The sequence below is a fragment of the Ruegeria sp. TASC047 genome (genome assembly GCF_059612445.1).
The window spans coordinates 37,155-48,771 of record NZ_JBXWQP010000046.1 but is presented as its reverse complement, the minus strand read 5'-3'; the positions used below and the strand labels follow the sequence as shown (position 1 = coordinate 48,771).

Annotated in this window: 17 protein-coding genes and 1 pseudogene; 11 read left to right on the top strand and 7 right to left on the bottom strand. The window is 58.1% G+C overall.

The genetic code is table 11. The annotated features are described in order from the left end of the window. Positions 1 to 73: 73 nt before the first annotated feature. The 6 genes from AC2FLO_RS17520 to AC2FLO_RS17495 all read right to left on the bottom strand — a co-directional run bounded on the left by AC2FLO_RS17520 (position 74) and on the right by AC2FLO_RS17495 (position 3,134). Entirely contained in the window at positions 74 to 328 is a 255-nt protein-coding gene (locus AC2FLO_RS17520) for an SPFH domain-containing protein (RefSeq protein WP_496754524.1), read from the bottom strand. Beyond that, on the bottom strand, positions 325 to 1,392 hold the full coding sequence (gene hflK / locus AC2FLO_RS17515; RefSeq protein WP_496754523.1) for an FtsH protease activity modulator HflK: 1,068 nt from the start codon (positions 1,390 to 1,392) through the stop codon (positions 325 to 327). The genes AC2FLO_RS17520 and hflK overlap by 4 nt, the downstream gene beginning before the upstream one ends. Before the next feature lie 75 nt (positions 1,393 to 1,467). Beyond that, positions 1,468 to 1,959: a hypothetical protein gene (locus tag AC2FLO_RS17510; protein WP_113789389.1), complete on the bottom strand. Its 492-nt coding sequence runs from the start codon at positions 1,957 to 1,959 to the stop codon at positions 1,468 to 1,470. A 16-nt stretch (positions 1,960 to 1,975) separates the two neighbouring features. Next, positions 1,976 to 2,434, bottom strand: a complete 459-nt coding sequence (locus tag AC2FLO_RS17505) for a hypothetical protein (RefSeq protein ID WP_496754522.1) — start codon at positions 2,432 to 2,434, stop codon at positions 1,976 to 1,978. 7 nt (positions 2,435 to 2,441) lie between these two features. Beyond that, positions 2,442 to 2,828 (bottom strand): hypothetical protein, encoded by a 387-nt coding sequence (locus AC2FLO_RS17500; RefSeq protein WP_496754521.1) that lies wholly within the window; start codon positions 2,826 to 2,828, stop codon positions 2,442 to 2,444. Positions 2,829 to 2,879: 51 nt separating this feature from the next. After that, positions 2,880 to 3,134 carry a hypothetical protein gene (locus AC2FLO_RS17495; protein WP_496754520.1) on the bottom strand — a complete coding sequence of 85 codons (255 nt, stop codon included), beginning with the start codon at positions 3,132 to 3,134 and terminating at the stop codon, positions 2,880 to 2,882. 356 nt (positions 3,135 to 3,490) lie between these two features. Between AC2FLO_RS17495 and AC2FLO_RS17490 the strand changes: the two genes are divergently transcribed. From AC2FLO_RS17490 to AC2FLO_RS17480, 3 genes are all read left to right on the top strand, one after another. Beyond that, on the top strand, positions 3,491 to 3,910 hold the full coding sequence (locus tag AC2FLO_RS17490; protein ID WP_496806802.1) for a hypothetical protein: 420 nt from the start codon (positions 3,491 to 3,493) through the stop codon (positions 3,908 to 3,910). Further along, entirely contained in the window at positions 3,907 to 4,293 is a 387-nt protein-coding gene (locus AC2FLO_RS17485) for a hypothetical protein (protein ID WP_496754517.1), read from the top strand. Before AC2FLO_RS17490 ends, AC2FLO_RS17485 begins: the two co-directional genes overlap by 4 nt. A gap of 302 nt (positions 4,294 to 4,595) precedes the next feature. Continuing rightward, positions 4,596 to 4,784 (top strand): hypothetical protein, encoded by a 189-nt coding sequence (locus AC2FLO_RS17480; RefSeq protein ID WP_496754516.1) that lies wholly within the window; start codon positions 4,596 to 4,598, stop codon positions 4,782 to 4,784. Positions 4,785 to 4,841: 57 nt separating this feature from the next. Here AC2FLO_RS17480 and AC2FLO_RS17475 read toward each other — a convergent pair whose 3' ends face one another. Beyond that, entirely contained in the window at positions 4,842 to 5,576 is a 735-nt protein-coding gene (locus AC2FLO_RS17475; protein ID WP_496754515.1) for a Crp/Fnr family transcriptional regulator, read from the bottom strand. A gap of 154 nt (positions 5,577 to 5,730) precedes the next feature. On the opposite strand from AC2FLO_RS17475, the gene AC2FLO_RS17470 reads away from it, so the two are divergent. The 8 genes and pseudogenes from AC2FLO_RS17470 (at position 5,731) to AC2FLO_RS17435 (ending at position 11,594) form a co-directional block, all read left to right on the top strand. Beyond that, entirely contained in the window at positions 5,731 to 5,973 is a 243-nt protein-coding gene (locus AC2FLO_RS17470) for a hypothetical protein (RefSeq protein ID WP_298938063.1), read from the top strand. A 294-nt stretch (positions 5,974 to 6,267) separates the two neighbouring features. Next, a complete protein-coding gene (locus tag AC2FLO_RS17465; protein ID WP_496754530.1) occupies positions 6,268 to 7,233 on the top strand; it encodes a fatty acid desaturase in 966 nt (321 codons plus the stop codon). A 221-nt stretch (positions 7,234 to 7,454) separates the two neighbouring features. Further along, a complete protein-coding gene (locus tag AC2FLO_RS17460) occupies positions 7,455 to 9,254 on the top strand; it encodes an SLC13 family permease (protein WP_496754513.1) in 1,800 nt (599 codons plus the stop codon). 106 nt (positions 9,255 to 9,360) lie between these two features. Further along, positions 9,361 to 9,708: pseudogene (locus tag AC2FLO_RS17455) on the top strand (integrase core domain-containing protein); the annotation flags it as partial. Positions 9,709 to 9,859: 151 nt separating this feature from the next. Continuing rightward, complete coding sequence (locus AC2FLO_RS17450) at positions 9,860 to 10,264, top strand: hypothetical protein (protein ID WP_496811733.1); 405 nt, start codon at positions 9,860 to 9,862, stop codon at positions 10,262 to 10,264. 267 nt (positions 10,265 to 10,531) lie between these two features. Beyond that, entirely contained in the window at positions 10,532 to 10,678 is a 147-nt protein-coding gene (locus AC2FLO_RS17445) for a hypothetical protein (protein ID WP_496811732.1), read from the top strand. A 221-nt stretch (positions 10,679 to 10,899) separates the two neighbouring features. Continuing rightward, the gene (locus tag AC2FLO_RS17440) at positions 10,900 to 11,361 is read left to right on the top strand and encodes a hypothetical protein (protein WP_496754482.1); all 462 of its coding nucleotides are present in this window, start codon (positions 10,900 to 10,902) and stop codon (positions 11,359 to 11,361) included. Positions 11,362 to 11,366: 5 nt separating this feature from the next. Further along, complete coding sequence (locus AC2FLO_RS17435; protein ID WP_496754481.1) at positions 11,367 to 11,594, top strand: hypothetical protein; 228 nt, start codon at positions 11,367 to 11,369, stop codon at positions 11,592 to 11,594. The last annotated feature ends 23 nt before the right edge of the window (positions 11,595 to 11,617 follow it).

Here is an 11,617-nt window from a genome sequence, read left to right as displayed (position 1 = left end):
TTCGGTCGCTTGTTTGCCATTCTTAGTCCTCCGTTTCCTAAACATAGCGTCGGACCAGTTCAGTGGGGGAGGCTCAGTAGAGCTTGTCCTTGGTGGGCATGTCGGACGGATTGCCGTCCCACTCAAGAACCCTGCGGTCGATCCGGTTGACTTCCTGAACGATGGGCAGCTTCAGCTTTAAACCGGCCGTTATAACTGGTTCTCCCACGGGTTTGCCGAATTGGGTGATAATGGCCTGTTCGACTTCGCCAACTGTGTAGAGGGAACCGGAGGCAATCACGCCAACTGCAGCCGCAATCCCTGCAATGAGACCCAGTCTGATGCTCATGACGGATCCTCCTGAAGCCTGTTGAGGTTCAAAAGCGGCAGGATGCTCGCAGTCGATCCTTCGACAATGATTTTTGACAGGATTGTGGGCAGAACATCCTGGAGGGTTTCTATGTATATCCGCCGCCTCGTGACCTCTGGTGCCTTGACGTATTCGGCCAAAAGCGCGGTGAACCGCGCAGCGTCGCCTTCCGCCTCGTTGATGCGTTTCAGGCGATAACCGTCAGCCTCTCGAATCCGCTGATCTTTCTCGCCCTCGGCCAGCGGAATGACTTTGTTGTACTCGCGGCGCGCCTCGTTGATCAGGCGTTCCTTTTCCTGCTGTGCCTGGTTGACCTCATTGAATGACGCCTGAACAGGCCCCGGCGGGTTGATGTTCTTCAGCTGCACCTGGTCGATACTGATGCCCATGGCGTATTTCGTGGACAGAGCCTGCATCTTAAAAAGTGCCTCGCTCTCAATCTCTTGCCGGCCGATGGTAATGACCTCGTCAACCGTGCGGTCTCCAACGACCTCGCGCATCACCGACTCAGAGACGTAGCGTAAAGTCGCGCTTGGCTCGCGTACCTCGAACAGGAACTTCAGGGGGTCCGAGATCCGGTACTGCACCACCCATTCCACAAGCGCGGCGTTCAGATCTCCCGTGACCATTTCGGTTTCGCGTCGGCCGTCTGACGGGCTTTGGAAGGGATCACTCCTGCCCGGCGTGGTGAATCCGAATTCCTGCTTCAGCTGCCGTTTCACGGGCACCAGTGTGGCAACGTCGATGCCAAACGGGAATTTGAAATGCAGGCCAGGCGGAACCTCAGCAGTGTATCTGCCAAAACGCTGGACAACGGCGACCGAGTCGCTCGGGACAGTGTAATAAGAAGACCAGGCCGCGACCGCCGCCAAGACTATCGCTCCTGCAACCAGTACCCCTCTCAGAGGCGGCCGCCCTTCAGGGAGTAATCCGCTCAGGCGGTCGCGGCCTTGACGAAGAATATCGTCAATCTCGGGAGGATTGCTCTTCTGTTTGCTTTGCCATGGCCCACGGTCTTCCGGGCCGCCGTTCTGGTCGGGCATATCGTTTTCTCCCTTGCTCGTGCGAACCGGCACTCGGCGCAGACCCTAGCGGTCGGCGGGGTGGATCCACGTGTCTTATTCCCTCTGTGTCGGCATTCCTTCGTTCTCCGCAGCCTGTATTTGTGAGTTTTCTTGTGGCGAAGTACCTGTTGTATCCGCATCCCGTGCCTCTTTGTCCGCCTGAGATGCGCGCCCGCCCGCGTAGAGATGCCGAAGCTGCATCTCGGAAACACCGTCGGCCTCCATCACCAGCCGAACCATCGGGTCTGCCAGCATTTCTTCGAGGAAAATTTCGGCCAGATCTTTTCCGGTCAGCTTGTCCTTTGCCAGGGCGTCATCGAGGTCGGCCAGTGAAACGGTCAAGGTTCTCGCTAGGCCGGGGTGGGATGCCGGAGAATGCAGCCTCACCGCTACAGATGCTTTCCAGACTTCCGGGTGCAGCTGGTCGGGCGGGGAACACAGTTCCGTTTCAATGTCATACTCTCCTGCCGGAAGCCTCTCGTCGAAGTCAGGCACACTGAAAGGCCGGGCGAAAACCGCAATGGACTTTCTGACTAGCTCGTTCACAGGAGAAGTCCTTTCATCAAAGCGACAAGCGCGCCAAAGCTGCGGCTGCCAGAGCATTGCCCTTGTCGTGGTAGTCCCCGTGGAATACGCCATCCACCTTGACCTCCCAGATCCCATTCCTCTCTCTGACACGGACACGATCAGCTTGCGCAGTGGGATAATAGGGGTGTGCCGAAGTTTGTCTCTTTTCCGGTTGGTGCAATGGCTTAACGAGTACGCTGGAGCTCACCGCCTTTGGCAATTGCGTTTCTCCAAGGGCCATCACGGCGCGAATAAACTCCTCCGCGTAGTCATCCGCGTTCCGGTGGTCATGCTCGTGCCGCACCATGGCCATCGGCTCAACAAAACGCTTCTTCAGGTGCTCAACAAAACGCGGTTCAGTGTGGGACATGTACGCAATGAGCGCCTGGAGAACTCGCTCATGGGCCAGAACCCGCCGTTCAAGATCTGTGGTTTCAGGTAATAACGATGTCATATCAAATTCATCCTTCGCCGCTTGTGTTGTCCGGACGCTCAGGCGTCTTACCAATGTTAAGAGAGGCAAGGCAGGCCTGCGCGATGTCCAGGTCGGGCTTCGTTGATCCCGGTACGGTTGCCCAGCCAGCCGAAATCAGGGCGTCTCTCTGTTGGTAGGTCGGAGCATCCTCGATTGCCTCTAGTTTAGCTGCCCGTTCCGGATCGGTTTGGGCCATGTCCAGGCAGACAGGTACCAAGGCCGTGACAACATCGCCGCGGGACATGGCCATAGCCATGCCATACGACGTTCCGCTGGTCACCCAGCCGCCCAAGGTAAATCCGCCGAGGCCCAGTAATGCCCCACCAATCACGGCGCCGCTGATGCCGGGTTTAAGCCATTCGGGAGTGTTCATCGTCGTTCCTCCAGCGGGGAAAGCGCCGCCTCGCTATCTTCAAGTGTCGCGTTACTGGTCTTGGCCAAGCGCTGCTTCCAGGTCGGCCCAGGTAATTGGCCGCAACTCTGTCCGGCCCGGCAAACGCCCCTTGCCGTGTATGGTCAGGTAAATCGCCGTTCTGCGGTAAGCCGTGAAACTCAGCCCTTCGATAAGTTCCTCCTCGACCAGCACTTCGTATTCGCCGGAAGGCAGTTCGTCTGGATATCCGGACAAGGTAAACGGCTGCGGGAAAGTCACGGTGGATCTGATTGATCGCAAGGCCATCACCGGTCTCCGCGATGTTTGCATGTCTTCCGCGCGGCCTTGGCTGCAGCATCCCGGTTGCAGAGAGGCAGCCAAACTTTGCGGTCCTCATAAATTATCCCGGAACCGGGCGGTGCGCGCTGACCCATGTTAGCGCCGCTGAGACCCGCGGAGATCCTGACAGTGCGGGCGAACCTGGACCTGTCCCGCGGCTTTAATTCAGGGGTTTGAATACGGGCTGATCTGCGTCAGCGCCTGCTCCGGGCGATGCCGGTATGATCGGAGTTATCCGAAGCTTTTTACCCGGCAAGGGGCGGCCCCGCTCATCCGCAACAGCCGCTCCCAGATCCGGGCACATCAAATGGGAGGATATGCCGATGCCTGCAGCTGGCATTCATTACCCGCATAACCCTGAGTTTGACCGCTTTTTGCAAGCCTTCGTTGGCGAGGACCGGAATGGCAATGCTGTTACGGTTCTTTCGGCGCTTGCGCGGCTTGATCTCGAGCCTTGGGAGGAGGCAACCGCGCTTGCGGCGTTGGAAAAAGAGGCCGCGGGCTCGCGACTGGAGATGCTGCTGTCGCAATTCCGCGACGTGCCCGCACTCAAGAAGGATAGCGGAACGCTCGCGCGGAAACTGACCCGCCTTCTCCCCAAACATCGCAAGCGCTTGACGGTTGTTTCTGGCGGTACAGAAAACGGGACGGCAAATTTGTCTGGATTGATCTGGGCGGTACTGACGATTCTCTTTCTGATTATGCAGTTGATACTCACGGGCGCTCCGGGGACGGGCCAATGAGGTCAGGCAAAGCACAGAATGGCGACCCCAGTGATGGTAAGGACTATGCGATCCTCTGGGATCTGGAGGAGCGGTGCTGGACCAGCGGTGCGGACAGCGCCCGCACTGTGACTGCAAAAAATGCAGTGATGGTGCTTCCCTATCCGCCGGGCATCCTTCAGGGCGGGCAGATACTGGAGCATGTGAAGCAAAACACGGGCTGGCGAACCGTGGAAATGAAAGACTGCAGCCAAATCAGGCAAGGGGCCGTTGCGGTACTCGCCTACCGCGTATTCGCCGAGAAGTCAGGCTTGCCAATCTATGAGGCGCTCTGCGCGTCCACATATCTGCTGGACAACAGCCGGTGGCTGCGGCTTTCACATCAGCAAACCCCCACCACCTGACGCCAGCAGGATGAATCCTCGCCTTGGGGCGAAACCTTTAACGCACATTCCGGCATGTGAACCGGCTCATAAGTTTTTTCAAATATCACCGGCTGTAAGACGCGGACCCCGCCCCGAGCTTACAAGCTAACCTGCGTCAGTGCTGCGGAGCGGAGAACATGGGTATATGGCTTTGTGCCTGCCGAATCTCCGGCGGCACTCATTTCCGAGCAAAATAGAAGCGCGTGAAGCGTGCGGTTCTTGAAACGAGCCGCATTGCCCAGCGTTTCCTATTCTCGGAATGTCCAGGAAAGGACATTCTAATGACGCCTGAACAAACCAATGTCACCGAGAAGATGATCTCGGTCAAAGCAGCTTGTGACAAGGCACCTGCCGGTCCCAGAAAGGATCGGGCGCTGGAACACTACCAGGCTGCCGAGAAAGCGCACGAGGCGAATAACTACGACGAGACGGACAGGGAACTCAACGCGGCTGCAGAAGAGATTATCTGACTTATTTCGTCTTAGAAGAAAATCAGGCCGCCCAAGTTTAGCGACGGGCGGCCTCCTTCATTTCAGAAGTGGGCCGGTCTGATCCAGATACGCCGTATCGAAACCTGAAATGGCCACCAATCCGTCATAGTCGTCGAACGTCACGCGGCCATCCTGAAAGGTCAGCAGCCGTTTTTCGCGAAGCTGCCTCAAAACACGGTTCACATGGATGGCGCTTAAGCCGAGTGCATCAGCAAGATGGTACTGCGTCAAAGGGCAAGTGAATCCTTTCTTGCTCCCCATTCCGATCAGCCTCAGCCGTTCCGCCAGTTCCAAGAAGAAATGCGCCATGCGCGAATCTGCGGCGCGTCGGCCAACCCCAACGAGGTGTTCGACGACCATGGCTTCGTCCCGTGATGCTGCCCAGAGAACGGCTGCCGCCAGGCGAGGCGTTTTCTCGAATGCTTCCAGAAGGTCGCCCCCCAGAACCTCCACCGCCTGAATGTCCGTGACCGGCTCGAAACTGTGGTCGGAGGTGCGCAGAAGGACGCTGCGCAATCCAAGAAAATCCCCTGGTATCTGGAAGTCTACGATCTGTCGGGTTCCATCCGGCTGAAGCTTGTAGGAACACACCCAACCAGCGGCCAGAATGTAAGCGGCCTGATCCGACTGCCCCTGATGCACAAGATCACGCCCCGCGGTGAAGGAACGGCGGCGCAGATGCAAACGCTTCAAAACGTCCAATTCATCGTCAGACAAGGCGACGAAGACTTGCAGCTTCCGTGTCAGCGGGCTTTCAAAGATATCCGTCATCGGGGCCTCACAAGCCGGAAAAGCTCCAGGCGCAATCGTGCAGAGACTGCTTTCGGTTAGCCCAACATAGCCTTTTTTCTGCGAAGATGCTTGTGATAAGCGAGGCCGCCCGGTCGCGCGTTACTTTAACCGTTACCTGGAAGGAAGTCACAAAATGCGTAGCGAACAGGACTTCTCGGGAATGGCGGCCCTCGCAATCTGCGAGTCGATGCTGCTGGCGATGAACGATCACAAGCTTCTCGCAGAACGTGAGATCATGGGTATCCTTCGCGATGCTGCAAAGACGCATGAAACCGCGGCTGTAACTGATGGAGAGATAGAGGCGCATCGGTCCGTGGCGGTTCTCATCAACCGGATCATTGCTGGCGGGAACTCCGTTCGGAGGCCGCCGGGATGACACATAATTTCAGCGAGATAGATATCGCCCATGCCGTTTTCGTCCAACTCGAATAACGCACGGGGCCAACAGCCCGACCAGCAGGACATGCCGGGTGGCATGGGCCACCAAGACGGCAGCATCCAAACCGACATGCAGACTGCCGGATCTGCCTCGACCGCGCGGCAAGCGCGGCTCCAGCCAGGACCCTTGCCCGTCACGGGCGGGGCACCCGGCGCGGGATACCCCTCCAGTGTAGCCGGTCCAAGACAGGAAGAGGCGCGGCTGACCGCATCAGACTGGACACGAACCCTGATGAAGTACCGGCAGCCAATCCCCTCTCGCAGTATTTTCGAACTGACGGTCACGCTCGCGCCTTTCGTGGCAATATGGGCGGTTGCCTGGTGGGTGCTCTCGATCAGCACCGCGTTGGCACTGGCTCTCGCGTTGGCGAATGCAGCCTTCCTGCTCCGGCTGTTCATAATCCAGCACGACTGCGGGCATGGTTCCCTGTTCCGCGACCGGCGTCTGTGCGATTGGATCGGTCGCGTGATCGGCGTTATCACGCTGACACCCTACGACGTCTGGCGCAAGACCCACGCGATCCACCACGCCACGAGCGGAAACTTGGACCGGCGGGGCATCGGAGACCTGCCGGTGCTGACAGTCAGGGAGTACCGCGGGAAGGGATGGCCAGGCCGTACGCTCTACCGCCTGTTACGCCATCCGGTTTTCCTGTTCGGGGTGGTGCCGTTCTACACGTTCTTCCTGCACAACCGGCTGCCAGTACACCTGATGCGGTCCGGCTGGCGCTACTGGTTGAGTGCGATGGCGACAAATGTTGCCATTGGCCTCACTCTGACAGTGATTGTCTTGCTGGGCGGTTGGGAGGTAATGCTGTTCGTCTTCCTGCCGACGATGCTTCTGGCCGCAATAGCCGGCATGTGGTTTTTCTACGTGCAGCATCAGTTTGAGGAAACCAGCTGGCGGCACGAGGAAGACTGGAACATCCGGGACGCGTCCCTTCACGGCAGTTCGCACTACGCTCTGCCCGGCATCCTGCGCTGGATCACCGGGAACATCGGAGTCCACCATGTGCATCACCTGGCCAGCCGCATCCCGTTTTACAGTTTACACGACGTAGTCAAGGATCACGACGTCCTGGCACAGACCAGACGCATTACGCTTTGGGAAAGCTTCCGCTGCGCGCGACTACACCTTTGGGATGAGAAAAGCCGCAGATTGCTGTCGTTTGCAGAGGCCCGGGCACTTCCCACCTGAGCCTTGCGTAATATTGCCACTGGTCAGTGAATTGGTGCGTTGGATAGGAAACTGGGAGCACCTCAATAGGACATTTGTTGCTCCACGGACGGCCACGTCTGTGCCAGTAGAGTTTCTTTCTGAGCCAGTATTGTCGGGACAATTGGGCTGACTATTCAGTTGTCGCTCTATTCAGGAAGGTGGATGCTGCGACCGGTATATCGTCAGCGGCAAAGGTATGAATGAAGGAGGGCGGACTGATTGATCTCATAGCCGACTATGAACCCTATCTTGCGCTCGCAATTGTCATCCTTCTGTTCGCAGCATTTCTTTCCGAGCGCTTCGAACCGGACGTAACCGCTGCGGGGGCCGCCGCGCTGTTTGTCGTATTGGGGTTTGTCCCCACGAATGAAGTTCTGGCAGTGTTTTCGAACCCTGCACCCATAACGATCGCCGCGATGTTCGTAATCAGCGGCGCGCTGGTCCGAACCGGGCTTCTCGACGCACTTGCGAACAAGGTTGTCGCCGCAGGGAGCAAGCGCCCGGTCGCTGGTATAGCGGCGTTTCTCATCGCGACGCTAGTCGCCTCGGGTCTGATTAACAACACGCCGGTCGTCATCGTTCTCATACCGGTGGCCATTCGTTTGGCGCAAGGCCTGGGCTTTGCTGCGACACGCCTGTTGATTCCGCTATCCTACATGTCCGTCCTGGGCGGGACGTGTACTCTGATCGGCACTTCGACCAACCTTCTGGTGGACGGCGTTTCCCAGGCGTCTGGCTTGGAACCGTTTTCAATTTTCGAGATCACACCGGTCGGTCTGGTGGCCGCGGCCACAGGCGGTGTGGCGCTCCTCCTGCTTGGACCTGTCCTACTGCCGGACCGAAAGGATATTGCGGAACAGGGCGGCGACGATAAAGCGACTTTTTTGACCGAGGTACGCCCGCAAGAGGACTACCCCAATATTGGTCGAACGATTCATGAAATCGCCGCCCTCAGCCGAAGAGGTGTTGAAATCGTCGGCATCCGTGCGCGGTCTGGAGTCAAGAGAGAGGGATTGAGTGAACACATACTCGAACCGGGCGACAGGATCATTGCCAAGGTTGCGACATCAGAACTGCTCACCCTCAGGAAACTTGAAGGGATCGAAGTCGGGTTGCGCCAGGGGCCATCGGCCGAAAACACCTCGGAGCTGATCGTCGCCGAAGCTATCGTGACGCTTTCACGCCGAAGCCGCGGAGTGCGCATTGCCCAGCTTGCCATGGGGCACCGATACGGCATGCGTGTTCTTGGCGCCCATCGACATGGGGAAGTGCTTGGACCCGATCTGTCGACGGCGCTTTTGCGCCCCGCCGATAAGCTGCTTTTGGAAGGAACACCTGAAGGCTTTGCCCGAATGACCGAGGCGGGCGATCTTGCCGCGATCACGGATGCCGGGGGCCGCGCCTTCCGCCGCGGTAAAGCGCCGCTAGCTCTGTTCGCGCTTTTCGCGGTTGTGGCGCTCGCCGCAGCCGGGTTCGCCGAGATCAGCGTGCTTGCCCTTGTCGCGGTCGCTGCCATCCTCGTGCTCCGGTGCATCGACAGCGGCGAAGCCTGGGCGTCCATCGACGCCAGCGTCCTTGTGCTGATCTTTTCCATGCTAATCGTCGGAAGCGGTATGCAGAATGCAGGAGCTGTCAACCTGATCGTGGAGACATTGGTGCCGACTCTCGTAGAGTTGCCCCTAATTGTTACGCTCGCTGCGATCTACATACTGTCTTCGGCGCTCACCGAGGCGGTTACCAACAACGCCGTTGCCGTCGTCGTTACACCTCTCGCGATCGGTGTTGCGGAACAACTCGGTGTCGACGCAAAGCCGTTCGTCGTCGCTGTGATGTTTGGTGCAAGTGCAAGTTTCGCCACTCCGGTCGGCTATCAGACCAACACATTGGTATATGGCGCAGGGAACTACAGGTTTTCCGACTTCCTCAGGATCGGCGTTCCGATGAATCTTATCGTCGGCGCAGCCGTGGTCGGGGTGATCCCGGTATTCTTCCCATTCTAGGGTATCCGGTCTTGTTCTACGGTGCTTGTAGCGCATTTTGCGCGCGTTGCATGAATTGTCAGCAGGAGCAGCATGAGGATCCCGGCCGTTGCGGCAATAGCTGATCCTGACAGACCTGTTCATACTTCGCGGCGCGCCGAGTTTCATACGTTCTGACAATGGGCCGGAATTTGTCGCCCAGGCTGTCCGAGACTGGATCGCCGCCGTTGGCGCCAAGACCGCTTACATCGAACCTGGGAGCCCGTGGGAGAACGGATATTGTGAAAGCTTCAATGGCCGGTTCAGGGATGAGCTGCTCAACGGCGAAATCTTCTACAGCCTGCGCGAAGCACAAATCCTGATCGAACAATGGAGGAGACACTACAACACAAAACGCCCCCACAGTGCACTGGGCTACCGCCCGCCAGCGCCCGAAACCATCATCTCAATGGATCACAGGCCAATGATGCACTAACAATCAACTTGGACCAGTCAGATGAGGCTGCTCAGGAGCATCGAACGCGGGGATTTCGATCGTCGACAACTATCCCGTCGAAATCCGGTTCTACGACCAGGGCGATTACGACTTCGTTCTGGACCAGATCGCCCGGAACGCCGTTCTGAACATGTCGATGATCGACCAGGACATCACCTATGGTATCTTCACGCTCAAAGGCTCGTCCGCCGCTATCAAATCGTTGCGTGCGGCCTGCAACTCCGGCGCATCGGCGTCTCAGTCCCAAGGCATGGAAGCGCCTGAGGGTATCGTCTACTGCGGCGGCGGGGCCGTTCAGCGGGTCATCGAATATGCAATCGTTGGCCAGTCCGGTGACCAGTGGGATGCCGTTGTGACCGTCAATGGAGACACTGTTCGTGCCATGACCTCATACAGCTTTTTCGGAAACTCTCAGCCGCCAGCCGGTTTCCAGGTCGCGCTGCTTGGCGAAGACCGTTCCGAGTTCCTTGTCTTCAGCGACGGGGGCCGGAACTGGATCGAGTTCGGCGACTACTCCTACGAACAGTGCAATTGACGAGTTGTCTGGGAAGGCGATCACGGGCTCTTGCCAAGGAGAGGGTCTTTGCACCAGCCTTCCTCCCAAACTCGTAAGCGAATTATCGAAGACATGAACAATCGAAAGGCAACCAAATTGAGCACAACGCTTAAACTCGTTTCCGGCCTGCTCGTGGGGCCTCTGCTCACGGCTTGCGTGGAAGATACCGGCTCCTCTAGCTCGGCTCCCAATCGCGCGGATCAGGATTGCTTGACAGCCGTCGCCCAAGCGACGGGCAATAGTCAAGTGAGCGTCCTGTCTTCCGAGGCCCGCGAGGCCAATATCCGAGTGATCGTCGGCGTCGGACCAGATGCAGCACCTTGGCAGTGCATCACCTACGGAGATGGAACGACCGAAGGCATCATGTCTTTGACAAACGAAGGTAGCCTCTGACGCGGCCATGGCGCGTACCTCCAGTATGCCTTCCGTGCGACGATAACGGCTATCCAATCGCAGTGTCGTCAGCGCGGCAGGCACTACTGGATTGACCGGACAAAAAGCGCGATCGGCTGTCCGTATCGAGCTCGCCAAAGTCGGCTTCATGAGTGGAAGGAGAAAAAGCAATGTGGCCCCCCCTTGTCGTATCCATTTGCAAAGCCCCCTGGCGGCTCCTCTTGCCCGCGGTCTCCGCAGTGTTCTGCACAGCCTCGGCGAGCGCCCAGGATCTGTCCGATTTGCCCAGCCAATTGCTCGAAAAGGTCGAGGCCGCCCAACAGGCATGTTCAGATTTCGAGAACGGGCAGTTCGCCCTCGAGTTCGGAGCCGTGCACCGCGTCGACCTTGATGGCGACTACTATCTGGACTGGGTTCTGGATGAAGTCGGGTTTGCCTGTTCCTCTGCCGTCTCGCTTTATTGCGGCACTGGCGGCTGCATGTCTCACTTCCTGGTCGGTGATCGTATGTCCTCGCTTCTGAACCGGGGATGGGAGATGACGAATATCGGCAGGGATCGCGTGCTGCTGGCGGATGTCCACGGCTCCCAATGCGGTGGCATCAACCCGACACCCTGTATCGTGGCCAGTGCCTGGGATGCTGAGGAGAAGGTCTGGCGCAGCACTGTCGCACAGTGGGAGTAGAAAAGATGATCCGCCTCGAAAAGGCGATGTCCGTCATCGCTGGCTGCGCCGTTGCACTGGCCCTGACGGGATGCGTCGAAGCGCCCCCCGAAGTCGCGATCAGTGAACCCGATCCGGAACTGGTCTTCGTCCGCGGTTACCGCGGTGCTGACCGAAGGCATTGCGGACTGTTCTGCCTGATGCAGAGAAATTCTGCTCCATTTGTCGGTCAAGCAACACGATTGTCACTCTGAGAGAAGCTGTACCGAAAAGGCAT

Coding starts and splice junctions, on each gene's coding strand:
- AC2FLO_RS17490 (WP_496806802.1), top strand. CDS start 3,491: ATGCCTGCAGCTGGCATTCATTACCCGCATAACCCTGAGTTTGACCGC.
- AC2FLO_RS17485 (WP_496754517.1), top strand. CDS start 3,907: ATGAGGTCAGGCAAAGCACAGAATGGCGACCCCAGTGATGGTAAGGAC.
- AC2FLO_RS17500 (WP_496754521.1), bottom strand. CDS start 2,828: ATGAACACTCCCGAATGGCTTAAACCCGGCATCAGCGGCGCCGTGATT.
- hflK (WP_496754523.1), bottom strand. CDS start 1,392: ATGCCCGACCAGAACGGCGGCCCGGAAGACCGTGGGCCATGGCAAAGC.
- AC2FLO_RS17450 (WP_496811733.1), top strand. CDS start 9,860: ATGTCGATGATCGACCAGGACATCACCTATGGTATCTTCACGCTCAAA.
- AC2FLO_RS17480 (WP_496754516.1), top strand. CDS start 4,596: ATGACGCCTGAACAAACCAATGTCACCGAGAAGATGATCTCGGTCAAA.
- AC2FLO_RS17505 (WP_496754522.1), bottom strand. CDS start 2,434: ATGACATCGTTATTACCTGAAACCACAGATCTTGAACGGCGGGTTCTG.
- AC2FLO_RS17495 (WP_496754520.1), bottom strand. CDS start 3,134: ATGGCCTTGCGATCAATCAGATCCACCGTGACTTTCCCGCAGCCGTTT.
- AC2FLO_RS17520 (WP_496754524.1), bottom strand. CDS start 328: ATGAGCATCAGACTGGGTCTCATTGCAGGGATTGCGGCTGCAGTTGGC.
- AC2FLO_RS17460 (WP_496754513.1), top strand. CDS start 7,455: ATGAAGGAGGGCGGACTGATTGATCTCATAGCCGACTATGAACCCTAT.
- AC2FLO_RS17470 (WP_298938063.1), top strand. CDS start 5,731: ATGCGTAGCGAACAGGACTTCTCGGGAATGGCGGCCCTCGCAATCTGC.
- AC2FLO_RS17465 (WP_496754530.1), top strand. CDS start 6,268: ATGAAGTACCGGCAGCCAATCCCCTCTCGCAGTATTTTCGAACTGACG.
- AC2FLO_RS17475 (WP_496754515.1), bottom strand. CDS start 5,576: ATGACGGATATCTTTGAAAGCCCGCTGACACGGAAGCTGCAAGTCTTC.
- AC2FLO_RS17435 (WP_496754481.1), top strand. CDS start 11,367: ATGATCCGCCTCGAAAAGGCGATGTCCGTCATCGCTGGCTGCGCCGTT.